This is a genomic window from Spirillospora sp. NPDC048824, assembly GCF_043198455.1.
Lineage (GTDB): Bacteria > Actinomycetota > Actinomycetes > Streptosporangiales > Streptosporangiaceae > Spirillospora.
Window position 1 is genome coordinate 153,597 of the sequence record NZ_JBICUS010000008.1, and the last position, 24,715, is coordinate 178,311.

Below are 24,715 nucleotides of genomic sequence, written 5' to 3' on the forward strand. Positions count from 1 at the left end.
GATTTTCCGGACGGGCACTGAGGACCCATGCGTGCGGGCCGGGCCGGGCGGCTACCCCCTGACCAGCACCGCCAGGCATTCGACGTGCTGGGTCATCGGGAAGGCGTCGAAGGCGCGGAGGGTCTCCAGCGTCCAGCCGCGCTCACCGAAGTAGGACAGGTCGCGGGCCAGGGTGGCGGGGTCGCAGGACACGTAGGCGATCTTGCGGCCGGCGAGCCTGGTGATCTGCTCGACGACGTCGCGGCCGGCGCCGGTCCGGGGCGGGTCGAGGACGACGACGTCGGCGCGCCGGACCCGCTCCCCGCCCTGGTGGCCGCCGCGTCCGCGCTTGTTCTGCGCGCCGGACCCGCCGGACGCGCGTCCGAACTCCAGGTCGGCGACGACCTCCTCGACGGGACCGCGCTCGATGGAGACGTTCGGCAGGTCGCGCAGGTTGAAGCGGGCGTCGCGGACGGCCTGCCCGTCGGACTCGACGCCGACGACGAGCCCGTCCCGCCCGATGCGGTCGGCGAGGACGCCGGCGAACAGGCCGACGCCGCAGTACAGGTCGAGGGCGATGTCGCCCGGCTTGGGTTCGAGGGCGTCGGCGACGGCGTCGGCGAGGAGCTGCGCGGCGCCGGGGTGGACCTGCCAGAAGCCGCTGCCGCTGATCTGGTACAGCCGCCCCGAGACCTCTTCGCGGACGTAGGGCAGCCCGGCGCCCGGCTCGGGCTTGCCGCGGACGAGCCGGACCGGCACGTCCAGCCGCGGCACGCGGATCTTGCGGCGGTCACGGCCGCGCAGCACGACCAGGCGGTCGCCCGTGGTCGCGGAGACGATGCCCTCGACGCCGGACGCGCCCGGCCAGCGTTTGCGTTCGATGCCCATCAGCTCCACGCCGGGGTGGGCGATCAGGCATTCGTCGATGGGTTCGATGTCGTGGGAGCGGTGCCGGCGCAGGCCGACGGCGCCGGACGAGACGGAGAACTGCACGCGGGTGCGCCAGCCGAGCCCGGCGGGCGGCGGCACCTCGCCGTCGACCGGGTACGGGACCTCCTCGACGGTCACCGTGCGGGTGATCCCGGCGAGGCGCTGGAGCTGCTCCTCGACGACGGCGGCCTTGAGGGCGCGCTGCGCGGGCAGCGAGGCGTGCTGCCAGTCGCAGCCGCCGCAGCGTCCGGGACCGGCGAACGGGCACGGCGGCTCGACACGGTCCGGGGACGCCTCGATGATCTCCACGGCGTCGGCGCGGAGGAAGTTCTTGGTGCGGTCGGTGATGCGGGCCCGCACGCGTTCGCCGGGCAGGGCGTGCCGGACGAAGACCACGCGGCCCTCGTGCCGGGCGACGCAGAAACCGCCGTTGGCGACGTTGCCGACCTCGAGTTCGAGGACGTCGGGCTCCAGATCAGTCACGGTCCGAAACACTACCGGCACCGGGACGTCCTCCGGTCCGCGGCGGGCGCCGGGACGCGCCGGGGCCGGGCGGCTCGACCCGTCCCTTGAGCCGGTCGGACGACTGCAGCTGCCACGCGACGCTCGTCACCATGACGCCCGGCTGGAACAGCAGCCGGCCCTTCAGCCGCAGGGCGCTCTGGTTGTGCAGGAGCTGCTCCCACCAGTGGCCGACGACGTACTCGGGGATGAACACGGTCACGACGTCGCGGGGGCTCTTGCGCCGGACGCTCTTGACGTAGGCGAGGACCGGGCGGGTGATCTCCCGGTACGGCGAGTCGAGGATCTTCAGCGGGACGGGGATGTCGAGCGCGTCCCACTCCCGCTGGAGGCGCTGCGACTCCGCGGCGTCGACCGCCACCGTCACCGCCTCCAGCGTGGAGGGGCGGGTGGCGCGGGCGTAGGCGAGCGCCCGCAGCGTCGGCTTGTGGATCTTGGAGACGAGCACGATGCCGTGGTTGCGGGCGGGCAGCGCGACGTCCTCGCCGGAGGGCACCAGCTCCTCGGCGACCCGGTCGTAGTGCCGCCTGATCCCCTTCATCAGCAGGAACAGGAGGGGCATCGCGATGCAGACGATGTACGCGCCGAGCGCGAACTTGGTGGTCAGCACGACGACCAGCACGATGCCGGTGAGGGTGGCGCCGAACGCGTTGATGGCGCGGGAGGTCTTCATCCGGCGGCGCTGCACCAGGTCCCGCTCGGCGGCCAGCAGCCGGTTCCAGTGCCGGACCATGCCGACCTGGCTGACGGTGAAGGAGACGAACACGCCGACGGTGTAGAGCGGGATCAGCCGGCTGACGGACGCGTCGTAGGCGTAGATCAGCACTCCGGCCATGGTGGCGAGGATGACGATGCCGTTGCTGTAGGCGAGCCGGTCTCCGCGGGTGTGCAGCTGCCGCGGCAGGAAGCGGTTCTGCGCGAGCACCGAGCCCAGCACCGGGAACCCGTTGAAGGCGGTGTTGGCGGCCAGGAACAGGATCAGCGCGGTCATCGCGGTGACGAGCGCGAAGCCGACCTCGAAGTTGCTGAACACGGTGTGGGCGACCTGTGCGATCACCGGGTCGGCGTGTTCGACCGCGCGTCCGGTCTCGGGGTCGACCAGGTGGGCGCCCTGGTCGGATTCGGCGACCTTGACGTCCGTGACGTAGGCGAACGCGGTCACGCCGCCGAACATCGTCACCGCGACGAGCCCGAGCATCAGCAGCGTCGTCGCGGCGTTCTCCCCCTTGGGCTTGCGGAACGCGGGCACGCCGTTGCTGATCGCCTCGACCCCGGTGAGCGCGGCGCAGCCGGACGAGAACGCCCGCAGCAGCAGGAACACCAGCGCGAACCCGGCGAGGTCGGTCTCGTCGCCGCGGATCTCGTAGCCCGCGGTCTCGGCCTCCAGGTCGTCGCCCGCGACCAGGCGGACCAGGCCCCACGCCAGCATGCTGAAGATCGCGAACATGAACAGGTAGGTGGGGATCGCGAAGGCGACCCCGGCCTCCTTGAGGCCCCGCAGGTTGCCGACCGTGAGCAGCACGACGATGCCGATCGCGACGGCGACCTCGTGCGGCCGCATGAACGTCAGCAGGGCGCCGAGGTTCTCCACGCCGGACGACACCGACACCGCGACCGTGAGGACGTAGTCGACCAGCAGCGCGCTCGCGACGACGATGCCCCAGTTGCCGCCGAGGTTGGTGGTGGCGACCTCGAAGTCGCCGCCGCCGCTCTGGTAGGCCCGGACGTTCTGCCGGTACGAGGCGACGACCGTCAGCAGGATCACCACGACCGCCGCGGCGACCCACGGCGTGTAGCCGTACATCACCAGGCCGCCCGCGGCGAGGGCGAGGAGGATCTCCTGCGGGGCGTAGGCCACCGACGACAGGGCGTCGCTGGCGAAGACCGGCAGCGCGATGCGCTTCTTCAGAAGTTGCTCGTGCTGCTGGGAGCTGCTGAGCGCACGGCCGACGAGGAGCCGCTTCGCAAGGTCCGAAACCTTTGGCACGGGAGGAGACTCTAGCTCTTGGCCACGACGGCGCGGTTCCGCCCGCGCCCCCCGGAGGGAAGGCTGGTGGGTAGTACTCGCCTGGGCGGATGTGTAGGTTTGCAGCCCGGCAGGATCATTCACTGGAAACGATCCTCGGGTGCGGCACGGCGTCGGCGGCGCAGCGACGAGGCCGTGCACGGCGCAGGGGGTACAGGGGGAAGGTCCCCCTGGACGGAAGAAGGAACGGCCGTGCATATCGTGATCATGGGGTGCGGGCGGGTCGGGTCGACCCTCGCCCACATCCTTGAGGACAAGGGCCATTCGGTGTCCATCATCGACCAGAACCCGGAGGCGTTCCGCCGGCTGCGCAGCGGGTTCCGGGGCCGCCGCATCACCGGATTCGGATTCGACCGCGACGTGATAGCCGAGGCGGGCATCGAGCGCGCGTCGGCGTTCGTGGCCGTCAGCAGCGGCGACAACTCCAACATCATCTCCGCCCGGGTGGCGCGCGAGACGTTCGGCGTCGACAACGTGGTGGCGCGCATCTACGACCCCCGCCGCGCGGAGGTCTACCAGCGCCTCGGCATACCGACGGTCGCGACCGTCCGGTGGACCGCCGACCAGATCCTGCGCCGGCTGGTGCCCGAGGGCGCCGAGCCGCTGTGGCGCGACCCGACCGGCGCGGTCGTCCTCGCCGAACTGGACTCCGGGCACCTGTGGGTGGGTGAGAAGGTCGGCACGCTTGAGGAGCACGCGAACACCCGCGTGGCGTTCCTGTCGCGCATGGGTGAGGCCCTCGTCCCCGAGCGGGACTCGATGATCCAGGACGGCGACATCGTGCACATCATGGCGGGCGCCGATGACCTGGAGCGCGTCAACGCCGCCGTCGCGGCACGGGACGGGGAGGACGCCTGATGCGGGTCGCGATCGCCGGGGCGGGCGCGGTGGGCCGCTCCATCGCCCAGGAGCTGCTGGAGAACGGCCACGAGGTGCTCTTGATCGACAAGAGCCCCAAGGCCATCAAGGTCGAGATGGTGCCGCGGGCGGAGTGGCTGCTGGCCGACGCGTGCGAGATCTCCGCGCTGGACGACGCGGCGCTGGAGCGCTGCCAGGTCGTGGTCGCCTCGTCCGGGGACGACAAGGTCAACCTGGTGGTGTCGCTGCTGGCCAAGACCGAGTACGGGGTGCCGCGCGTGGTGGCCCGGATCAACCATCCGAACAACGAGTGGCTGTTCAACGAGTCGTGGGGCGTGGACGTGGCGGTGTCCACCCCGAGGCTGCTGTCCGCGCTGGTGGAGGAGGCGGTCAGCGTCGGCGACCTGGTCCGGCTGATGACGTTCCGGCAGGGCGAGGCCAACCTGGTCGAGCTGACGCTGCCGGACGACGCGCCGCTCGGCGGGCAGCGGGTCGGGTCGGTGGACTGGCCGCGCGACACGGCGCTGGTGGCGATCCTGCGCGAGGGGCGGGTGCTGGTCCCGACGCCCGACGACACGCTGGAGCCGGGCGACGAGCTGATGTTCGTCGCCAGCCAGGACGTGGAGGACGAACTCGCCGAACTCCTCGGCGGCCGGTGACGCCCGCTCGATCACGGGAACCCGCCCGGCCGGACGGTCAGGCGGGTTTTCCGCGTTCGATGGGGGTCCGGCCGCGGGCGAGGAGCCACACCATGGCCGACAGCGCCGCCACCTGCAGCGGCCAGCCCATCGCGATCTTGGCGGCGCCGAGCAGGCCGCTCTGGTCGCCGTCGGCGATGTAGATCGGGTACTGCACCACGACCCGCGCGACGCAGGGCAGCAGGAGCAGCCAGGTGAGCCGGGAGCACAGCTTCACGATCCCGGGGTCGCGGCGCCACGCCGTCGGGTCGCCGGTGACCGAGCCGATGATGAAGCCGACGACGGGCCAGCGGGTCACGATCGACAGGACCATCACGGCGGCGTACCCGGCGTTCAGCATGATGCCGGGCAGGAACGCGTCCTCGGCCTTGCCGGAGCGCAGCGCGAAGAACGCGGCGATCGCGATGCCGACGAGGCTGTTCAGGACGAACTGCGGGCTGGAGCGCTGCACCAGGCGGACGCCGAGCAGCACCACCGCGGCGCCGAGGGCGGCGATGACGGCGAGCTTGACGTCATCGATCAGGACATAGGTCCCGGTGAAGGCGATCACGGGGACGGCGGCCTCGACCATGCCGCGGACGCCGCCGAGCGCCTTGCTCAGCTGCGCGCGCACGGCCGCCTCGACGGTGTCGTGCGCGTTCGCGTTCCGTTCCGTGCCGGAGGCCGGGGGCGCCTCGGCCTCGCCGGCGGTCTCCGCGGGCTCGTCGTCCCCGCGGCCGCCGGACGGCGTGGTCTCCGCTTCCACGCCGCGTCCTCCGCTCGTTCCCAGTTCGCTCACGTCGCACTCCCGGCCGCTCGCGGCGGCCTCACGAACCGCCGCGCAGCTCGTATCGCGGATTGAAGATGACCTTGCGTCCGTCCTGCACGCTCACCAGCCCCTCGGCGCGCAGCCTGCGGCCGGGGTCGATGCCGGCGATCCGGCGGCGGCCGAGCCAGACGAGGCTCACCACGTCGGTGCCGTCGTAGAGTTCGGCCTCCAGGGCGGGAGCGCCGCCCCGCGGCCGGAGCGTCACCGTACGTAGCGTACCCGCCACCCGGTGCCGCTCGCGTTCGGCGCAGTCGGTGATCGGGGTCGCGCCCTCGCCGCCGGCGCTCTTCTGCAGATCCTCGGCCTCAAGCTCGGCGTTGCTCGACGTCATGCGCCGCAGGAGGCGCCGCATGCCGCCCTTGCCGCCCTTGCCCCGTTGCGGCCCAGCACCCGGCGATGCGCCGGGCGAACCCTCGTCCATGACTCGAAGCGTATGACATCCACGGATGAATCGGGCCTCTCACCTTCCCGGACCGCGGCTCCGACTGGAATGAAGTGTTCCGTTCTGCTACTATCGGAACGAAGCATTCCGCTCCGAAAAGAAGGAAGAGCCGTGACCGCCACGCTCGACACCCCGGGCTCCACCCCCGGGCCCCACCCGCAGACCCACCCGGAGAACGGAACCACCGCGCCGGTCTCGGTGGGGGGACGACCCCCCACACCCCCCGGAACCACGCCGGTCTCGGTGGGGGGACGACCCCCCGGAACCACGCCGGTCCCCCGCCGCTGGCTCGGACTGTCCGCGATCCTGGCCGCCACCCTGCTGAACCTCCTCGACTCGACCGTCGTGAACGTGGCCGCCCCCGCGATCCGCGCCGACCTCGGCGGCTCCTACGCCGCGCTGCAGTGGATGGCCGCCGGATACACCCTCGCCCTCGCCGTCGCGCTGCTCACCGGCGGGCGGCTCGGCGACATGTTCGGCCGCCGGCCCGTCCTGCTCGCCGGCGCCGCCGGGTTCCTGGTCACCTCGGCCGCCTGCGCGTTCGCATGGTCGCCGGAGACCCTCATCGCCGCCCGGGTCGCGCAGGGGCTGTGCGCCGCGGTGATGATCCCGCAGAGCTTCGGGCTGATCCGGGACCTGTTCGGCGCAGCCGACATGGGCAAGGCGTTCGCCCTGTTCGGCCCGGTGATCGGGCTGGCCACCATCCTCGGCCCGGTCGTCGCCGGACTGCTGATCGACGCCGACCTGTTCGGCACCGGCTGGCGCGCGATCTTCCTGCTCAACGTGCCGATCGGCGCGTACGCGCTGATCGTGGGCGCCCGGGTGCTGCCCGCCCCGGCCACCACCGACCGCCGCGGCGGCCTGGACGTCACCGGCATGCTCCTGGGCGGCCTCGGCATGAGCATGCTCGTCTACCCGCTCGTCCAGGGCCGCGAACTCGGCTGGCCCACCTGGACCCTGGCGCTGCTCGCCGGCTCGCTGCCCGTCCTCGCCGCGTTCGTCCTGCACCAGCTGCGCCGCGCCCGCGCCGGTCGGACGCCGCTGGTCCGGCTGACCGTGTTCACCAACCGCTCCTACAGCTCCGGGGTGCTGTTCGTCATCGTCTTCTTCGGGACGATCACCGGCTTCTCCCTCGCCGTCGGCCTGTTCCTGCAGCTCGGCCTCGGCTACACCCCGCTCGCCGCGAGCCTGGCCATGGCGTCCTGGGCGGTCGGCGCGTTCGCCGGGTCGGCGTTCAGCGGCATGACGATGAACACCCTCGGCCGGCACATCCTGCACATCGGCCTGTCGATGATGGCCGCCGGCATGGTCGCGCTGTACACGGTGTTCGAGACGGCGGGGACGGGCCTCGGCGGCTGGCACCTGGCCGCGCCGCTGCTGCTGTTCGGCGCCGGCATGGGCATGATCTTCGTCCCGCTGTTCGACATCATCGTCGCGGGCATCGCCGACCACGAGGTCGGATCGGGCTCGGCGGCACTGGAGTCGGTCCAGCAGCTCGGCGCGACGCTCGGCATCGCGATCCTCGGCACGGTCTTCTTCGGGGCGGCCGGCGACCCGGTGGCCGGGCACGCCATGGACCCGTCCGCCGCGCTCGGCGCCGCGAAGCAGGTCGCGGCGCTCACCCTCGCCCTCACCGTGGCCGCCGTCCCGGTGGCCTTCCTCCTCCCCCGCCGCGCCCGCGGCTGACCCGGTCCGCGCCGAGCCCTCCGCAGGTACGTCCTGCGGAGGGCCTCGCCGTCACCGGCGCAGGCGGGTCGCGGCCATCGCCGTGAAGTAGCCGATCTCCGGGACGTTCATCAGGCGGGCCGCCAGGACGTAGAGCGCGCCGCCGCCGAGACCTCCGGCGAGGATGGCGAGCAGGTCGGGGAGCCGGTCGCCCGGCATGTGGCCGAAGGCCCAGACGACCGCCGCCGCGAACGCGAGGGCGGGCAGGGCGGCCAGGTGCAACCGGGTCAGCGTCCGCAGGATGCGGCGGCCGTCCATCCCGCCGAGCCGCCTGCGCAGGACGAGCGCCGCGCCGGTCGCGCCCGCCACGTAGAACAGCCCGTACGCGACCGGAAGCCCGACCACGACCTGCCGCGCCGGGACGAACCACAGCAGCGCGAACGCCGTCACCGCCTGCGCGATCCCCGCCGGGACGGCGATCAGGCCGGGCGTGCGGGTGTCGCCGAGGGCGTAGAAGACGCGCATGAGGAGCTGGTGCAGGGTGAACGGCAGCACCATCACGGCGAACACCATCAGGACGACGCCGATGCGCCGCGCCCCGTCCGGGCTGAGGCTGCCGTAGGCGAAGAACACGACCGAGCCGGGGACCGCGAACACCAGCATCCCCAGCCACAGCGGGACGAGCAGCGCGCAGGCGAGGCGCAGGCCGCGGGAGAAGTCGGCGCGGAGCAGGTCGCGGCGTCCCTCGGTGACGTGCGCGCTCATCCTCGGCAGCAGCGCCGTGATCACCGAGACCGCGATGATCGCGTACGGCAGCTGGAAGACGACGAGGGCGAACTTGTAGGTGGCCAGGCCGCTGCCCGCCACCGCGTGCCCGGCCTCGGCGGTCGCCCGGTCGGCGGCGCGGGTCGCCACGTTCGCGGTCACCAGGACGCCGAGCTGCGCGACGACGATGTAGAGCAGCATCCACGACGCGGTCCGCGCCGCCTCACCGAAACCGGAACCGCGCAGGTCGAGGCGCGGGCGGAAGCGGAACCCCGCGGACCACAGCATCCAGCCGAGGACGCCGCTCTGCGCGACGGTCCCGAACGCGGAGCCGGCGCCGAGCAGGGTGAGCTGGGCGTCGGTCACGGTCTCGGTGGTCTGCCCGCGTCCCGCCGCCCACAGGAACAGCAGCCCGGCGCCCATCGTGATCAGGTTGTTGACGACGGGCGCCCACATCGGCGCCCCGAACCGCCGCCGGACGTTCAGCAGCGTGCTCGCCAGGCCGCTGACGCCGATGAAGAAGATCTGCACGAGCAGCAGCCGGGTGAGCAGGACGGCGACCTCACGCTGCCGCCCGGTGTACCCGCCCGCGTACAGGGAGATCAGCTGGTCGGCGGCGAGCACCGCGACGGCGGTCAGCACGGCGAGCGCGAGCAGGACGACGCTGAGCAGCCGCTGCTCGGTCGCCGCTCCCCCGTCGGCGTCCCGGATCCGGCGCTTGACCAGGAACGGGACGAACACGCTCGCCAGCAGCCCGCCCAGCAGAAGTTCGTACACCGTGTACGGGATCACCTCGGCGGCCTGGTAGGCGTCGCCGAGCAGCGCGGTCCCGAGCGCCGCACCGATAACGACCGTGCGCAGGAAGCCGGTGAGCCGGGAGAAGACCGTCCCGATCGCCATGACGGCGCTGGAGTGCGCGACGCCGGGCGGTGCGGCCTGCGCGGCGCCGCCGATCTCGTCGCGCTCCGAGCCCGGCCGGTCGGCGGTGCCGGGGTCGCCGACGTCGCCGGGGTCGCGGACCGGGACCAGCCCGGTCTCGGGTTCGCCGGGCGGCTCGGCGCGCTCGGCCTCGTCGAGGATCCCCGGCATGAGGATCCGTCCCGTGCCGCCCGTCCTGCGCTTGTGCGGCCCGCCCATCGGCACCACCCCCGGACGCGCCAGTATGCCGTGGGAGCCCGGACCCGGAAATGCGTGAGCGCCCACCCGGATGGATGGGCACTCACGGATCGGCCGCCCGCCGGGCGGTCAGTCGAGCGCCGCCTCGACCGCGGGGACGCGGATGGTGCGGCGGGCCGCGCCGAGGGCCGTCACCCCCGTGAGGACCGCGGCGAGCGCGACGACCGCGAGGTAGGTCCACACGTCCCCGCCGGGGGTGAGGGAGTCGCGCCGGGCCAGGCCGAACGGCACGATCGTGAAGACCGCGGCGACCGTCCCGAAGACCACGCCGGTGGCGGTCAGCACCGCCGACTCCAGCGCCACGGTGGCGAGCACCTGCCGGGGCGTCGCCCCCGCGAGCCGCGTCTGCCCGAACTCGCGCCGCCGGTGCGCGGTCGCCGCGATCAGCGTGTTGACCAGCATGATCGCGGTGAACAGCACCACCATGCCGATGACGACGAAGTTCAGCGTCTCGATGTTCTTCTGCTCGGCCGTCTTGGCCAGCCCGGCCGCCTCCATCGCCGCGTTCTCGGTGGCCTGCAGGAACAGCGTGCCGACGGCGGTCCCGACGAACAGGATGATCGGCGTGACCGCGGCGGCCATCGCGCCCGTCCGGCGGCGCATGACGCTCGCCGCGAGGTCGCCGGTCGCGCCGCCCAGCGCCCGCATCGGCCCGGCCGCCAGCGCCGTCACCCGGCGCATGATCGCCGGCGCGAGCAGCGCCAGCCCGATCGCGGCGAAGATGTCGGCCTGCCCGGACGTCGCCATGGCGTCGCTGCCCTTGCCGTCCATCACCGTCACCGTGATGACCGCCTCGTTCACGGCGAGCAGGAGGAACAGCACCGCGAACACGATCCGCTTCTTGGTCAGCCTCCCGGTGTCGGTCGCCGCGGCCGTCATCGACTCGGTCACCCGGACGCGGGCGGCCCGGCGCGCGGTGATCAGCGCGGCGCCGGTCGCGGACACGAACATGATCCCCAGGCCCATCGTCAGCGCGATCGGCCCGAAGCCGTACCCGATCCCGGCCGGAACCTGGCCGGTGTCGCGCAGCAGCCCGAGCAGGCCCCGTCCGATCAGCATCGCGGGGACGATCCCGAGCAGCGCCGCCGCCACGGCCAGGCCCGCGGCCTCGCCGACGATCATCCGGGCGAGCTGGCCGGGGGTCGCGCCGACGCTCTTGAGCAGCGCCATCTCCCCAGCCCGCTGCCGGACCGACAGGGTCATGGCCGAGGCGACCGCGAAGACCACCAGCAGCAGCCCCCAGCCGCCGACCACGTACGCCATGGTCACGAGGGTCTCCCGGGCCGTCCCGGTCGCGCCGCCCGCCTCCGCGGTGTCCAGCATCGAGGCGAACGCCATGATGATCGCCGAGCCGAGGAGCATCGCGAGGAAACTCGCCGTGAACGCGCCGGCCCGCCTGCGCAGAGAACTGATCGCCAATCCGAACACGCCGCTCACGCCCCCGCCGTCGTCCGCTGGCGCTCGACCTCGTCGGCCAGGTGCGTCATCCGCTCCGCGACGGCCTCGGCGGTCGGCGCGGTCTGGTGCCCGACGATCCGCCCGTCCGTGAGGTACAGCACCGAACCCGCATAGGACGCGGCGACCGGGTCGTGGGTGACCATCACCACCGTCTGCCCGAACTTCCGCACCGACTCCTGGAGCAGCCCCAGCACGTCGCGGGCGCTGCGGGTGTCGAGCGCACCCGTCGGCTCGTCCGCGAACAGCACCCGCGGCTCGGTGACCAGCGCCCGCGCGATCGCCGCCCGCTGCTGCTGCCCGCCCGACAGTTCCGCCGGCAGGTGGCCGAGACGGTCGCCCATGCCGACGCGCTCCAGGACGGCCCGCGCCCGAGCCCGGTCCACCTTGCGGCCCGCGAGCTTCAGCGGCAGCACCACGTTCTGCATGACGTCCAGCGTCGGCAGCAGGTTGAACTGCTGGAAGACGAAACCGATCCGCTTGCGCCGGAACTTCGTCAGCGCGGCCTCGCCGCCCCCGGACAACTCGGTGCCGTCCACGAAGACCCGGCCCCCGGTGGGACGGTCGAGGCCCGCCGCGCACTGCAGCAGCGTGCTCTTTCCCGATCCGGACGGGCCCATCACCGCGGTGAACGACCCCGCCGGCAGCGACAGCGACACGCCGTCCAGCGCGACCACCCGGTTGCCCTCGGCGCCGTACACCTTGCGCACGCCGTCCAGGCGGAGCGCCTCACCCGATCCCTGTCCCGCCGGATCCGGGCCCTTGCGTCCGAACATCGTCCTGCCTCCAGCCCGGCGCCCCTCATGGGCGCCTCTGGGAAACGAAGTTACGGACGGTGAAGGCCGCGGAGGATGGGTCCAGCACGCCGATCGGGGTAGGCGAAACCCCACTGTTCAGCCGCGCCGCCGCGGGTCAGCCGATCCCGTCCAGCACGGCGGTGTAGCGGTGCCGCCGGTCCGGGCGGGCACGGCCCTCGGCATGGCGCAGCGCCGGAACGGCGGGCGCACCGATCATGACGAGGCCCGCCGCGGCGGCCGTGCGCACGGGCTCGCGAGGATGGGCGAGCAGGGCGACGAGTCCGGGGATCGCGGGCTCCCAGGCGGCGTGGCCGAGGGTCCTGATCGCGGCGCGGACGACGTCGGGCTCGGGATCGTCCAGGAGGCGGGTCGTCTGCTCCAGGTAGCCGGGCCGGTCCAAGACGCGGCGGGAGATGCGGTGCGCGTGCAGCCGCACCTTCGTCTCACGGTGGGCGATCAGCGCCGTGAGCAGTTCCGCGAGCTCGGGGTCCGCGCCGGCGTGAGCCTCCTCGTGGCGTTCGGCGAGGAGGGTGAGCGCGCGGCGGACCTGCTTGGGGCCGCCGTCCCTGGCCTGCTGGAACAACTCCGCGCGTGCCGGTTCGCGGACGGTATCGGCACTGCGTTCGCGCAGCCTCTTCAGCATGTCCTCGTCCTGGACGGCCGCTCCCGGTTCCCGCAGGGGGCCGGGCTCCAGGACGAGCATTTCCGCGAGGTCGTCGCGGCCCTCGTCGCGCAGGCGCCGCAGGACCCGGTCCAGTTCGGGGGTGCGCAGCAACGGCCGTCCGGCGACGAGGTCGAGCAGCCCCCAGGCGCCGGCCGCGAGCCGCCCGGAGACGGCCCCGGCGACGACGTCGGGCGACGCGCGGCGGAGCGCCCGGCCGGCCGCGTCCCGCGCCGCGGCGCCCCCGTGCTCCCAGGCGGCCAGCAGGGTGGGGACGAATCGGTCCAGGCCGGCCGGTTCCAGGTGGACGGCCAGACGCGCGAACCGCTCGGCGGTCCTGTCGTCTCCGTCCAGGTCGGCCGGGGTGGCATCGTGCAGTGTCCGCGCCAGGGCCGTCGTGGCGGTGAGATCCGCGTGGCCGCGCAGGAAGGCCCTGAGGACCGCGAGCCCGGGCTCTGGCTCGGGCCAGCCGAGCAGGGTGCGGGCCGCCGCCTCCCGCCGCTCCGCCTGCGGGTCGCACAGCATCTCCAGGAGGCGCCGCCGCTGGGCCTCGGAGCGGGGCTGGTCCAGGTCGCCGGCACGCGGTGTCCTGACATCCGGGACGGGGCGGCGGGACTCCTCGGCGAGAGTCCAGGGCGGGGCGCCGAGCGGCTGCAACTCCGTCATCCAGTCGAGGAGAGCGTCACGCGCGTCAGGCGGGGCCTGCGGGAAAAAGCTGATCAGCGCGTCGAGCACGTCCCGCGACGGCGCGTCCGCCAGGGCGGGCGCCCGCCGCAGGGACGTGATGTCGCGGACCTCGCGGCCGACTTCCTCCCGGAGCAGGGCGGAACCTTCGGCCGGCTCCTGCCCGAACGCCTCCCGCAGGACGGACTCCACGTCCCGCGCCGGGTGTTCCGCGCGCCCGGCGGTAGCCAGTGCCCGGTCGAGGTCGTCCCGCGTCGGTGCGGCACCGCAGAGGCGCAGCAGGACCGGCCCCGGCAGGCCGAGCTCCAGCCGGCGCACCCGCTCGGCGATCTCCCGCCGTCCGGCGGGCCCGACGCGCGGGATCACCTCCGTCAGCAGCCGCAGCAGCCGGTCGTGATCACCGGGGAGCGTCAGGCCGTCGACCAGGGGCCCGGCGGACCGGGCGAACACCTCCAGTTCCGCGTCCGGCCACGGCGGCGGGCAGATCGCGGTGATCAGCCGGAGGACGCGGAGATCGAGGCCCGCCATGTCCAGCCAGCGCGTGAGCATCGGACGCAGACGCACGTACGGCGCCGTCCGGGGCTCGCGCTCGTGGGCGTCCACGATCCGGCGCGCGATCCCGGTGTCCCAGCCGTGATCGAGAAGGGCGTCCACATCGGGGACGGGTGAGGGCTCCTTCGCCCGAACCGTGATGCCGCGCCGGGCGAGCGCGGCGACCTGCCGCGCACCGAGCAGGCCGTCGAGGCTCCGCAGCAGCAGCGGCCGGTCGGGTGCGCGTTCCGCCGCCGCGAGGACGGTCGCGGCGAAGGCGTCGCCGAGGATGGCCCGCAGCGCCCCCGTGAGCGCCTCCCGCAGACCCGGGTTGTCGTGCCGGCCGAGCCAGGACAGCAGCTTCGGGACGGCCTCCGGCGCGCCCGCCCGGATGAGGGCCGACGCCGCCGTCTTCTTGACGTTCATGTTGGGGTGGTCGAGGCAGGCCGCGATCGCGGCCGCGGCCCAGTCCGCGCGGGCCTCCGCCAGCGCGAGGAGCGCCTGCCTGACCGTCTGCGCGTCGCCGGCCGCGGTCAGCGGGACCAGGCTCGCCGACAGTGCCCGCGCGTCGCCGCCGTCCCCGGCGAGGACCGCGATCACCCGCCCGCGGACGTGCCGGTCGCGGTGCCGCAGCAGCGGATGCACGCGGGCCCTCGTCCGGCGGTAGGGCGCGCGGTGCAGCACGTCCAGCAGGGCCGTCAGCTCCGCCGGGCCGAGTCCCGGACGGTCCAGCAGGCCGAGGACGATGTCCGCGAGCACGGCGTCACCGGCCTCCGCCGCGCCGGCGGCGTCCAGCAGGCAGCGCGGCCGGAGCGCGCTCCGCCGGAAGAGGCGGCGGCCCAGGTCGCGGACGGCGGTGAGGGCCTCGTCCAGATCGGGCGCCTCCTCTTCCGTCACGACCCGGAGCAGCAGGTCGGCGATGGCGGGCAGCGTGGTCGCGTCGCCGTTGCGGGCGAGCCTGCGGAGGGCCTCGGCCGGTTCCTCCGGGTCCAGGTTCGCGCGGAGGAGGGCCAGTTCCCGCGGGTCCGGCCCGCCGAGGTCGTCGGCGATGCGGCGGGGCACATCGCGCGGGTCGAGCCTTTCCAGGACGGCCCGTCGCTCTTCCGCGTCGACGGTGAGGTGCCAGAGCAGTTCGAGGGCCTGATGCCTGAACGGCCGGAGATGCGGGGCGATGCCGCCGCCGTCCAGCCCGAGCCCGGCGCGCAGGAAGGCGACCGTCCGGGCGCCGCCGACGGCTTCGAGGGCGCCGAGGGCTTCCCGCGGCGAGCGCGGCAGCAGATCGAGAACGGTCTCCTCTGCCGCCGTGTACCGGAGCCGGCGGATCGCCCGCAGGAACGGCGCGGGGTCGGCGCCGGCCCCGGCGGAGCGGCGCGCCGCCCCGGCGACGGCGGCGCCGATCTCCAGGCCCGGCACTCCCTGCTCGTCGAGCGCGACCAGCAGCTCCAGGCGCCGGGGCCACTCCCCGTCCGCCTCGGTCAGCTCCCGCAGGGTCTCGTGCCTGCGGGAGTACAGGATGGTGGCGACGTCCCCGGCGGGGACGCGATGATCGGCGAGGGCCAGGTTCACGATCACCGGGACGTCCCGTCCGGCCGGGAAATGGCCGCGCCGGTGCATACCGCCCAGGCACGCGACGGCGGGGCCCGCGAGCAGCAGCGGGTCCCGGCCCGCGATGGCCGCGACGGCGCCGGCGTCCTCGCGGGTCGCCAGGCCGCCGAGCAGTTCCAGGGACCGCCGCCGCAGCTCGGGCGGCCGCCCGGGATCGGCGGCGATGCCGGTGAGGACGTCCCGATGGCCGTGCCGGGCGGCGACCTCGATCGCGGCGTCGGCGGGCCCGGTTTCGAGGAGGCGGCGGATCCGCTCGTGCGGGAGCGGGTCGAGCGCCGCCCACGGCTCGGCGAGCTCCCTCAGCGCGTCCGGGACGTCACCCGCGAGCCCCTCGGCGACCGCCCGCGCGCGGGCCGGTGCGAGAAGGGCCGAGTTGAGGGCCTCACGCGTGATCCGGAAGGCTTCGGCCCGGAGCACGGCGTCGGGCCGTCCCGCCAGTTCGGCGACGAGCGGTTCCGGGTCGTCCAGGTCCAGCGCGCCGATCCCGCGCACCGCCTGATAGAGCAGCTCGCCGGCGGGCTCGTCCCGGACGCGTTCGGGACGGCTGATGATCCCGTCCCGCAGCCGCCCGATCTGTACGGGAATGGACGGCCTCGGGAATTCTGCGGCGGGCATGGCGCCGATCTTAGGCTTCGAGCACGCGGCACCGGAGAGGATGACGGCATGGAAGTGGTACCCGAGGACTGGAAGCGGGCGCTGACGATCGTCGCGCACCCCGACGACCTGGAGTACGGGACGTCGGCGGCGATCGCCAAGTGGACCGGCCAGGGCAAGACGGTGACGGAGGTGCTGGCCACCCGCGGTGAGGCCGGCATCGACTCGATGGACCCCGATGACGCCCGCCGGATCCGCAGCGCGGAGCAGATCGAGGCGGCCCGCCGGGTCGGCGTCGACGACGTCGAGTTCCTCGACCTGCCCGACGGCATGCTCGAGTACGGGCTGCCGCTGCGGCGCGCCCTCGCCGGCGCGATCCGGTCGCACCGGCCCGAGGTGGTGCTGTCGATCAACTTCCGGGAGTCCTTCACCGGCGGCGGGTTCAACATGGCCGACCACCGGGTGCTCGGGCTGGCCGTCGCGGACGCGGTCAGGGACGCGGCCAACCGGTGGGTGTTCCGCGACCTCGACCTCGAACCCTGGCAGGGCGTCCGTTTCGCGCTGTTCGGCGGATCACCGCAGGCCACGCACTACGTCGACGTCACCGGGCACCTGCGGGCCGGCATCGACTCGCTGCTCGCGCACCGCGTGTACCTGTCGAATCTCGGCACCGGGTTCGACGCGGCGGCGTTCCTCACCGGCATCGCCGAGCAGGAGGGACGCGCCGCCGGCGTCGAGCACGCGATGACGTTCGAGATGATCGAGACCTAGCGGCGGGCGTTGGGCCGCTTTCCCTTGTTGCTCTTGCTGCGCTTGCGGGCCCGGCGTTTGCGCGTCTTCTTCGACATGTCCCGATTGACCACCCGGCAGGCGTCCAAGGCAAGGGACGGCCGTCCGGCGCACGGAAAAAACCCGCCCGGCCGCACGACCGAAAAGGCGTGCGGCCCGGCGGGCCGATGGCATCGGGGCCGGCGGCCGGGTCAGCGGACCTCGGTGATCTCGGGGCCGCGCTCGAAGGGGCTGAAGGTCTCCTCGCCCTCCTGCTCCTCCTCGCCCTCCTGGCCGGCCTCGCTGAACTCCTTGGGGATCTTCAGCTCCAGCAGCTCGCGGGGCGGCATCGGCGCGTCGCCGCGGTGGACGACCACGCCGCGCAGCACGTCCTCCAGGACCTGCCACTGCTCCTCGTCCTCGATCGCGGCGCCCTGCACCACGGCCTGCAGGAACCAGCGGGGGCCGTCCACACCGAGGAAACGGATGATCTGCGGCGCCCAGCCCTGCTCGACGAACTCGGCCGGGATCTGCTCGCGGACCTCCTTCGGCATCTCCGCGAGGACCTCCTCGGTCAGCGCCGCCGGGACCATCGCCAGCAGCTCGGCGCCGAACGGGCCGTCGCCCTCCTGGGTCTGGCCCTGCGCCTCCTCCTGGATGTCCTTGGCGGTCTCACGGCGCACGTCGTCCCAGATGCCGCTGCGCTTCGGCGCCGCGAACACCTGCAACTGCATGGCGCTCTCCTCGTACTGCACCAGCACCGCGACGGGACGCCCGTCGAGCGGGTTGCCCTGCTCGTCCACCTGGGTGGCCTCGAAGTTCACCTGGAAACCCAGCCCGGGCGCGATCGGCACCTGCATGGCCCCGAAATCGAGGCGCTGCAGCTCGGGGAAGGAGTCCTCGGAGTCCCACGGGCCGCCCTCGGCGGACTCCCCCTTGGGGGAGGACTCCTCCTCGGCTGCCTCCGTCGGCTCCTCGGTCACCTCGGGCCCCTTCTCAGGCCCCTTCGCGGGCTCCTCGGCCTGCCGGCGACGTCCAAAAGCCACGACTCACGCTCCTTCTCGACTGTGCTCATTGTCTCCGGACTCGGGCGCGGCACCGAATCCGCCGGTGGAACCGAAGCCGTCGGTCCCGCGCGCCGATCCGGGAAGCTCGGCGACCTCGTGGAACACCGCCTGTTCCACCCGCTGCACGACCATCTGCGCAATGCGGTCTCCGCGCCGCAGCGTCACCGTGGCGCGGGGGTCGGTGTTCAGCAGGGTCACCTTGATCTCACCCCGATAGCCGGCGTCGACCGTACCGGGTGCGTTGACTATCGTCACCCCCAACCTAGCGCCCAAACCGGACCTGGGGTGAACGAAAGCGGCGTAGCCGTCCGGCAGCGCGATCGACATCCCGGTCGGGACGACGGCGCGCTCTCCCGGCGGGAGTTCGACGTCCACGGCGGCGACCAGATCAGCGCCCGCGTCGCCCGCGTGGGCGTACTGCGGCAGGGGCAGCCCGGGATCCAGCCGCCGGATCAGCACATCGACCTTGTTCACGGACTCACCTCACGCGCTACCTGCCGGAAAACCCCACGACCCTACCCAGGGCGCCATGGCCGGCCGAGGCCGAAACGCCGCCGCCACGCGAGTCCGGCAGTTGACCTTACCCGCTCGTGCGCGATGCCCACCTCCCCCGGGACCGCGCGGTGCCGGGCGCGCCGGTCGCGGCGGATTCGTCACGCGTCGCGGCTCCGATGAGGGTGAGATCGGCCGATTCGTCTTGACGTTGTCATTGGACCTCGATTCGATATAAACCGAACCAGATTCTGGACACGGCTTCGAGGGTGGTGCGCGGCATGACGACCACGGCGCGGGAGAACGTCGACGGCAACCTGTCGAACCTGGAGTTCTGGGCACTGCCGCCGGAGCGGCGGATGGCGGCGTTCACGCAGCTGCGGCGGCGCGAGCACCCGGCGTTCTTCAAAGAGCTGAAGCTGCCCTTCGTCAAGGCAGGGCCCGGCTTCTACGCGCTGGCCAGGCACGCCGACGTCGTCGAGGCCAGCCGCACGCCGCAGATCTTCAGCAGCGAGCCGTGCTCCAACAGCATCGCCGACATGCCGGGCTACCTGGCCCGCTACTTCGGCTCGATGATCAACATGGACGACCCGCGGCACGCCAAGATCCGGCGGATCGTGTCGCGCGCCTTCACCCCGCGCATCCTGGAGAAGATGGAGACCGACCTGCAGGCGACCGCGACCCGGATCGTGGACGACCTGATCGAGAAGGGGTCGGCGGACTTCGTCACCGACGTCGCCGCGCGGCTGCCCCTCCAGGTCATCTGCGACATGATGGGCATCCCCGAGCGCGTGCGCCCGATGGTGTACGACCGGACGAACACCATCCTGGGCCTCGGCGACCCCGAGTACAGCGGCGGCAGGGACTACACCCGCGACGGAATCACCCACCTCGGCGCGCTGTACGGGCTCCTCAAGGTGATGGTCGCCGGATACGAGCTGAACCACCTGGCGATGAAACTGGCCCGGAAGCGGCGCCGGTACCCCGGAGACGACCTGGTCTCCGCGCTGATCTCGGCCGAGGTGGACGGCGAGCGGCTCACCGACCAGGAGATCGGCTCGTTCTTCATCCTGCTCGTGGTGGCCGGGAACGAGACGACGCGGAACGCCATGTCGCACGGACTGAAGCTGCTCACCGACAACCCGGAGCAGCGCGCCCTGCTGCTGGAGGACTTCGACAAGCACGCGCCGGGCGCCGTGGAGGAGATCGTCCGGATGGCCACGCCGGTCATCCAGTTCCGCAGGACGGTGACCCGGGACTACGAGATGAACGGACACCACTACAAGACCGGCGACAAGGTCCTGCTGTTCTACAACTCGGCCAACCGTGACGAGTCGGTGTTCGAGAACCCCGACGTCTTCGACATCACACGCTCACCCAACCCGCACGTGGGGTTCGGCGGCCCCGGCCCGCACTTCTGCCTCGGCGCCAACCTGGCCCGGCGGGAGATCACGGTGATGTTCCGCGAGCTGTTCACGCGCGTCCCGGAGATCCGCGCCACCGGGGAACCCGACCGGCTGTTCTCCAGCTTCATCAACGGCATCAAGCACCTGCCCTGCGAGGTCTGAGCGGGCTGGTCGCCGAGGGCCGTCGCCGGCGGGCAGGGTGTGACCGGGACGGGCTGGCCCGGTCCGCCCGTCCCGGTCGCGGTGATCTAGCCGGCGGGGGCGAGGACGACGTCGACGGTCAGGCCGGCGGGGGCGTCCTCCAGCGTCAGGTCGGCGATGCGGCCCGCCGCGGCCAGATCCGGCCGCGCGATCCGCGTCACCTCGGCGCCGCGCACGGTCGCGCGGGACACGTCGGCGCGCATCGACGCCTTCGCCTCCGACTTGGCCTTGCGGACCTGCCGGAGCGCCTCGGCCGTCGCGGCCAGGACCGCCGGGTCACCGCCCGGGGGAAGCTCGGCCACCGACGGCCAGGACGCCGTGTGCACCGACCCGTGCCGCCACCACGACCAGACCTCTTCGGTCACGAACGGCAGGATCGGCGCGAACAGGCGCAGCAGGACCGACAGCGCCGTGCGCAGCGCCGCCCGCGCCGACCGCGCCCCATCCGTCACGCCGCCCGAACCCTCCTCGCCGTCCCCGTAGGCGCGGGCCTTGACCAGCTCCAGGTAGTCGTCGCAGAACTCCCAGAAGAACCGCTCGGTGCGCTCCAGGGACCGCGCGTAGTCGTAGCCCTCGAACGCCTCCGTCGCGTCTTTGACGACATCGGACAGCGCCGCCAGCATCGCCTTGTCCAGCGGCTCCGTCACCGACGCGTCCGCATCGGTCTCGCCCAGACCCAGCACGAACTTGGACGCGTTGAGGATCTTGATGGCGAGCCGCCGCCCGACCTTGATCTGGCCGGTGTCGAACGCCGTGTCGGTCCCCGGGCGCCCGCTGGCCGACCAGTAGCGGACGGCGTCGGAGCCGTACTCGCGCAGCAGGTCGATCGGCGTGACGACGTTCCCCTTCGACTTCGACATCTTCTTGCGGTCCGGGTCGAGGATCCACCCCGACAGCGCCGCGTCCTTCCACGGCAGCGAGCCGTGCTCCAGATGCGCGCGGACGACCGTGGAGAACAGCCACGTCCGGATGATGTCGTGCGCCTGGGGACGCAGGTCGTAGGGGAACACCCGGCCGAACAGGTCGGCGTCGCGCTCCCAGCCGCCCGCGATCTGCGGCGTCAGCGACGACGTCGCCCACGTGTCCATCACGTCGGGGTCGCCGGCGAAGCCGCCCGGCTCGCCGCGCCGGTCCTCGGTGAAGCCCGGCGGGACGTCGGAGGACGGGTCGACGGGCAGCGCGTCCTCCGGCGGCACGATCGGCTCGTCGTAGATCGGCTCGCCGGAGTCGTCCAGCCGGTACCAGACCGGGATGGGCACGCCGAAGAACCGCTGCCGCGAGATCAGCCAGTCGCCGTTCAGTCCCTCGACCCAGTTCTCGTAGCGGGCCCGCATGTAGCCGGGGTGCCACGCGAGCTCGCCGCCGCGCTCGAGCAGCTCGGCGCGCAGGCCCTTGTCGCGTCCGCCGTTGCGGATGTACCACTGCCGGGTCGTGACGATCTCCAGGGGCTTGCTGCCCTTCTCGTAGAACTTCACCGGCCGGCTGATCTTGCGCGGCTCGCCGTCCAGGTCCCCGGACTCGCGCAGCAGCTCGACGACGCGTTCCTTCGCGGAGAACACCGTCTTGCCGGCCAGCTCGCCGTAGGGGTGTGCCGGGACGCCCTGCGGCGGGTCCGCGGCGAGACGCCCGTCCCAGTCGACGACCGCGCGGGTGGGGAGGTCGAGCTCACGCCACCAGGTGACGTCCGTGACATCGCCGAACGTGCAGATCATCGCGATGCCGGACCCCTTGTCGGGCTCGGCCAGCCGGTGCGCGACGACGGGGACCTCGACGCCGAACAGCGGCGTGCGGACGGTCGTCCCGAACAGCTCCGCATACCGCTCGTCGTCGGGATGCGCGACCAGCGCGACACACGCGGGCAGCAGCTCGGGACGCGTCGTCTCGATGTGGACCGGCTGCTCGTCACCGTGGAAACGGATCCGGTAGAACGCGCCGGGCTGCTCGCGGTCCTCCAGTTCGGCCTGCGCGACGGCCGTGCGGAACGTGACGTCCCACAGTGTCGGCGCCTCGGAGACGTACGCCTCGCCACGCGCCAGGTTGCGCAGGAACGCGCGCTGGGACGCCGTGCGGGACACGCCCCCGATCGTCGTGTAGAGCCGGCTCCAGTCGACCGACAGGCCGACGCGGCGCCACATCTCCTCGAACGCCTTCTCGTCCACCTCCGTGAGCCGCTCGCACAGCTCGATGAAGTTGCGCCGCGACACCGGGAGCTGCCGTTTCGGGTCGGGCTTGGCCGGCGGCTCGAAGTCCGGGTCGTACGGGAGGGACGGGTCGCACCGGACACCGAAGTGGTTCTGGACGCGGCGCTCGGTCGGCAGGCCGTTATCGTCCCAGCCCATGGGGTAGAAGACCGCCCGACCGCGCATGCGGTGGAACCGCGCGACGGCGTCGGTGTGGGTGTAGGAGAAGACGTGGCCGACATGGAGGGAACCGCTCACGGTGGGCGGCGGGGTGTCGATCGAGTAGACCTCGCCGCGTGGCCGGGTGCGGTCGAAGCGGTAGACGCCGTCGTCCTCCCAGACGCGTACCCACTTGTCCTCCAGGCCGTCCAGGGAGGGCTTGGAGGGGACGTTCGGAGTACGCGGCTGCTCTGTCATGGCCCAATGGTATTGACATCGGCCCACCCGCATGGCATTTGCCGGCACCGACGCGGAGATCACCTCCACCGCCGGGGGCGGGCCGTTCCGGTAGCGTCGGAGCCGGAACGCACGGGCGGACGCCGAGGGCTCGCAGGCGCGGACAACACTGACGAGTGGAGGACGATCATGGCGGACAAGGGCGACATCGGCTGGCGGGTGATGGCCGGCGCCGCGGCCTTCGCGGGCGGCTTCGTCGCGAAGAAGGCCATCACGCTGGCCTGGAAGAAGACCACCGGCAAGGAGCCGCCGACCAACCCCGAGTCCCCTGACGTGGACCTTCTGGAGGCACTCGGCTGGGCCGTGGTGATGGGCGTCGGCATGGAGATCTCGCGCCTGCTGGCCACCCGGGCCGTCGCGCACCAGTGGACCAAGGGCACCGGCGACCTGCCCGCCCACCTCAAAAGCGGCGGTTAGGGCGGAGTCTCCCGGCTTCGGTGCGGGCGACCGGGGGCGTCGCCCGCACCGGCCCCTAATCCGTGGATCTCAGACGGCGACGGTGGTCCTGCGGAAGTGGGGGCGGGGTGCCGGCGGCCTCGCGCAGGTCGTTGCGGACCTTGGTCGCCAGAATCTTCGTGGCGGAGCGGTTGAGGGCCGCGCCGGCGGCCGCGCCCGTGAGGAACGGCCCCATGGTGCCCAGGGTGCGGCCGAAGGTGCGCAGCATGCGTTTGCGCAGGGCCGACTTCGCGGCCGTCCCCAGAGCACTGGTGAGGGTGCCGGTCTCCAGGGGGTTGATGCCGCGCTGCCGAGCCCAGGACGTGATGAACGCGGCGCCGCGGGCGGTACCGGTGCCCTGGACGCGGACGCCGTAGACCTCGTGCAGTTCGGCGATCATCTTGACCTCGATGGCCGCGATCACCAGGGTCTCGGCGGCGAGCTGGGCGGGTGCCGTCAGCAGCAGCGGCGGGGCGGTGAACTGCACGGTTGCCAGGGCGCCGCCGGCGGCGCCGACGGCGGTGGTGCCGTTTCCGGCCACCTTGACGAGCTTGTCGGCGAGCTGCTCGCCCATCAGGCCGGGATGGTGGGCCTGCAACGTCCCAAGGTCGCGGATCGGGATGTGCGGACCGGCCTCGATGAGCAGGTCGCCGAGCCATCGGCCCCGTGCGACGCCCGCGGCGCCCGCCTTTCGGGCGTTCTGGCCGAGCAGGCGGGCCAGTCGCCCGAGCAGGCGGCCGCGGGTCTCGCGGTCCATGTCCTCGTCGCCGGTGAGCCGTCCGATGAGCTCACCGAGTTCGGTGGAGCCGTCGCCGCGCGCCGGCTCCACGTCGTCATGACGTCGCTCGATCTCTCCCGTCACCCGAGGCCACTCCCGGTCAGGCGGCGCACTCGCGGCAGATCGGCTGGCCGTTCTTCTCGGCGGCCAGCTGACTGCGGTGGTGCACCAGGAAGCAGCGCGTGCAGGTGAACTCGTCGGCCTGCCTGGGAACCACCCGGAAGGTGAGCTCCTCGTTGGACAGGTCCGCACCGGGCAGCTCGGCGACCTCGCCGGCGTCCAGGTCCTCATCGATGATGCTGGCCGCCTTGTCGGCGCGCCGGGCCTGGAGCTCCTGGAGGCTGTCCTCGCTGAGATCGTCGTCTGTCTTGCGTGGGCTGTCGTAGTCGGTCGCCATCTTCTATCTCCATCCCCCTCAGTGCTTTATGCGCCCCGTCGCGCGGATCTAACGCTCGGGGGACCGTTCTTGTGCCCGATCCGGGCGGGAAATTCTGTCACGTTTGGTGACCTGCGACACACAAGGCGCGACCGTTCCTACGAGTGACACCCGTCACCCGGACCTCTTCCTCGTAATGTGTCTTCCGTCACATACCCGGCGGTCGTCTCGGCGTGGAAATCCGGAACCGGGACATCCACCGTGGATCCCGCGGCGGCCGGGATCATATCGGTCCGGGGGACGTTGTGCGCGCCTACCGGCCCGGCGCGGCGCGGTCGCCCGATCCGGTCGGCCGACCGC

Annotated in this window: 19 protein-coding genes; 6 read left to right on the forward strand and 13 right to left on the reverse strand. The window is 72.8% G+C overall.

Annotated features, from left to right (window positions below):
- Nucleotides 1-51 precede the first annotated feature (51 nt).
- Together ACGFIS_RS18050 and ACGFIS_RS18055 are read right to left on the reverse strand one after the other, a co-directional pair.
- Nucleotides 52-1,392 carry a class I SAM-dependent RNA methyltransferase gene (locus ACGFIS_RS18050; protein WP_392899009.1) on the reverse strand — a complete coding sequence of 447 codons (1,341 nt, stop codon included), beginning with the start codon at nt 1,390-1,392 and terminating at the stop codon, nt 52-54.
- Complete coding sequence (locus ACGFIS_RS18055; protein WP_392899012.1) at nt 1,385-3,418, reverse strand: APC family permease; 2,034 nt, start codon at nt 3,416-3,418, stop codon at nt 1,385-1,387. The genes ACGFIS_RS18050 and ACGFIS_RS18055 overlap by 8 nt, the downstream gene beginning before the upstream one ends.
- A gap of 231 nt (nt 3,419-3,649) precedes the next feature.
- Between ACGFIS_RS18055 and ACGFIS_RS18060 the strand changes: the two genes are divergently transcribed.
- Both ACGFIS_RS18060 and ACGFIS_RS18065 read left to right on the forward strand, forming a co-directional pair.
- Nucleotides 3,650-4,315: a potassium channel family protein gene (locus ACGFIS_RS18060; protein ID WP_392899014.1), complete on the forward strand. Its 666-nt coding sequence runs from the start codon at nt 3,650-3,652 to the stop codon at nt 4,313-4,315.
- Nucleotides 4,315-4,974 (forward strand): potassium channel family protein, encoded by a 660-nt coding sequence (locus ACGFIS_RS18065; RefSeq protein WP_392899017.1) that lies wholly within the window; start codon nt 4,315-4,317, stop codon nt 4,972-4,974. Before ACGFIS_RS18060 ends, ACGFIS_RS18065 begins: the two co-directional genes overlap by 1 nt.
- 37 nt (nt 4,975-5,011) lie before the next feature.
- On the opposite strand, the gene ACGFIS_RS18070 is transcribed toward ACGFIS_RS18065, so the two are convergent.
- Entirely contained in the window at nt 5,012-5,791 is a 780-nt protein-coding gene (locus ACGFIS_RS18070; RefSeq protein WP_392971807.1) for a DUF3159 domain-containing protein, read from the reverse strand.
- A 28-nt stretch (nt 5,792-5,819) separates the two neighbouring features.
- Nucleotides 5,820-6,173 (reverse strand): OB-fold nucleic acid binding domain-containing protein, encoded by a 354-nt coding sequence (locus ACGFIS_RS18075; RefSeq protein ID WP_392899593.1) that lies wholly within the window; start codon nt 6,171-6,173, stop codon nt 5,820-5,822.
- 201 nt (nt 6,174-6,374) lie between these two features.
- Here ACGFIS_RS18075 and ACGFIS_RS18080 point away from each other — a divergent pair, with 201 nt between their 5' ends.
- Nucleotides 6,375-7,949, forward strand: a complete 1,575-nt coding sequence (locus ACGFIS_RS18080; protein WP_392971810.1) for an MFS transporter — start codon at nt 6,375-6,377, stop codon at nt 7,947-7,949.
- A gap of 51 nt (nt 7,950-8,000) precedes the next feature.
- On the opposite strand, the gene murJ is transcribed toward ACGFIS_RS18080, so the two are convergent.
- The 4 genes from murJ to ACGFIS_RS18100 all read right to left on the reverse strand — a co-directional run bounded on the left by murJ (nt 8,001) and on the right by ACGFIS_RS18100 (nt 16,217).
- On the reverse strand, nt 8,001-9,830 hold the full coding sequence (murJ, locus tag ACGFIS_RS18085) for a murein biosynthesis integral membrane protein MurJ (protein WP_392971813.1): 1,830 nt from the start codon (nt 9,828-9,830) through the stop codon (nt 8,001-8,003).
- A gap of 108 nt (nt 9,831-9,938) precedes the next feature.
- Nucleotides 9,939-11,306, reverse strand: a complete 1,368-nt coding sequence (locus ACGFIS_RS18090; RefSeq protein WP_392899027.1) for an FtsX-like permease family protein — start codon at nt 11,304-11,306, stop codon at nt 9,939-9,941.
- Nucleotides 11,303-12,100 carry an ABC transporter ATP-binding protein gene (locus ACGFIS_RS18095; protein ID WP_392971817.1) on the reverse strand — a complete coding sequence of 266 codons (798 nt, stop codon included), beginning with the start codon at nt 12,098-12,100 and terminating at the stop codon, nt 11,303-11,305. The genes ACGFIS_RS18090 and ACGFIS_RS18095 overlap by 4 nt, the downstream gene beginning before the upstream one ends.
- Before the next feature lie 136 nt (nt 12,101-12,236).
- Nucleotides 12,237-16,217 (reverse strand): HEAT repeat domain-containing protein, encoded by a 3,981-nt coding sequence (locus tag ACGFIS_RS18100; protein ID WP_392971820.1) that lies wholly within the window; start codon nt 16,215-16,217, stop codon nt 12,237-12,239.
- Nucleotides 16,218-16,265: 48 nt separating this feature from the next.
- Here ACGFIS_RS18100 and ACGFIS_RS18105 point away from each other — a divergent pair, with 48 nt between their 5' ends.
- On the forward strand, nt 16,266-16,967 hold the full coding sequence (locus tag ACGFIS_RS18105; RefSeq protein ID WP_392899036.1) for a PIG-L deacetylase family protein: 702 nt from the start codon (nt 16,266-16,268) through the stop codon (nt 16,965-16,967).
- A gap of 209 nt (nt 16,968-17,176) precedes the next feature.
- Here ACGFIS_RS18105 and ACGFIS_RS18110 read toward each other — a convergent pair whose 3' ends face one another.
- On the reverse strand, nt 17,177-18,010 hold the full coding sequence (locus ACGFIS_RS18110; protein ID WP_392899038.1) for a DUF3710 domain-containing protein: 834 nt from the start codon (nt 18,008-18,010) through the stop codon (nt 17,177-17,179).
- A gap of 3 nt (nt 18,011-18,013) precedes the next feature.
- Entirely contained in the window at nt 18,014-18,505 is a 492-nt protein-coding gene (dut, locus tag ACGFIS_RS18115; RefSeq protein WP_392899041.1) for a dUTP diphosphatase, read from the reverse strand.
- Nucleotides 18,506-18,804: 299 nt separating this feature from the next.
- Between dut and ACGFIS_RS18120 the strand changes: the two genes are divergently transcribed.
- A complete protein-coding gene (locus tag ACGFIS_RS18120; RefSeq protein WP_392899044.1) occupies nt 18,805-20,091 on the forward strand; it encodes a cytochrome P450 in 1,287 nt (428 codons plus the stop codon).
- 86 nt (nt 20,092-20,177) lie between these two features.
- Here the strand turns inward: ACGFIS_RS18120 and valS are convergent, their stop codons facing one another.
- Complete coding sequence (gene valS / locus ACGFIS_RS18125; RefSeq protein WP_392899047.1) at nt 20,178-22,727, reverse strand: valine--tRNA ligase; 2,550 nt, start codon at nt 22,725-22,727, stop codon at nt 20,178-20,180.
- A gap of 168 nt (nt 22,728-22,895) precedes the next feature.
- Between valS and ACGFIS_RS18130 the strand changes: the two genes are divergently transcribed.
- Complete coding sequence (locus tag ACGFIS_RS18130) at nt 22,896-23,183, forward strand: DUF4235 domain-containing protein (protein ID WP_392899049.1); 288 nt, start codon at nt 22,896-22,898, stop codon at nt 23,181-23,183.
- A 55-nt stretch (nt 23,184-23,238) separates the two neighbouring features.
- Here the strand turns inward: ACGFIS_RS18130 and ACGFIS_RS18135 are convergent, their stop codons facing one another.
- Together ACGFIS_RS18135 and ACGFIS_RS18140 are read right to left on the reverse strand one after the other, a co-directional pair.
- A complete protein-coding gene (locus tag ACGFIS_RS18135) occupies nt 23,239-24,063 on the reverse strand; it encodes a hypothetical protein (protein ID WP_392899052.1) in 825 nt (274 codons plus the stop codon).
- A 16-nt stretch (nt 24,064-24,079) separates the two neighbouring features.
- Nucleotides 24,080-24,376, reverse strand: a complete 297-nt coding sequence (locus ACGFIS_RS18140) for a DUF4193 domain-containing protein (protein WP_358458374.1) — start codon at nt 24,374-24,376, stop codon at nt 24,080-24,082.
- Between the last annotated feature and the right edge of the window lie 339 nt (nt 24,377-24,715).

Bases quoted from the DNA above. Each gene is read 5' to 3' on its own strand.
- ACGFIS_RS18065 (WP_392899017.1), top strand. From the start codon at position 4,315: ATGCGGGTCGCGATCGCCGGGGCGGGCGCGGTGGGCCGCTCCATCGCC.
- ACGFIS_RS18075 (WP_392899593.1), bottom strand. From the start codon at position 6,173: ATGCGGCGCCTCCTGCGGCGCATGACGTCGAGCAACGCCGAGCTTGAG.
- murJ (WP_392971813.1), bottom strand. From the start codon at position 9,830: ATGGGCGGGCCGCACAAGCGCAGGACGGGCGGCACGGGACGGATCCTC.
- ACGFIS_RS18095 (WP_392971817.1), bottom strand. From the start codon at position 12,100: ATGTTCGGACGCAAGGGCCCGGATCCGGCGGGACAGGGATCGGGTGAG.
- ACGFIS_RS18100 (WP_392971820.1), bottom strand. From the start codon at position 16,217: ATGCCCGCCGCAGAATTCCCGAGGCCGTCCATTCCCGTACAGATCGGG.
- ACGFIS_RS18105 (WP_392899036.1), top strand. From the start codon at position 16,266: ATGGAAGTGGTACCCGAGGACTGGAAGCGGGCGCTGACGATCGTCGCG.
- ACGFIS_RS18120 (WP_392899044.1), top strand. From the start codon at position 18,805: ATGACGACCACGGCGCGGGAGAACGTCGACGGCAACCTGTCGAACCTG.
- valS (WP_392899047.1), bottom strand. From the start codon at position 22,727: ATGACAGAGCAGCCGCGTACTCCGAACGTCCCCTCCAAGCCCTCCCTG.
- ACGFIS_RS18130 (WP_392899049.1), top strand. From the start codon at position 22,896: ATGGCGGACAAGGGCGACATCGGCTGGCGGGTGATGGCCGGCGCCGCG.
- ACGFIS_RS18140 (WP_358458374.1), bottom strand. From the start codon at position 24,376: ATGGCGACCGACTACGACAGCCCACGCAAGACAGACGACGATCTCAGC.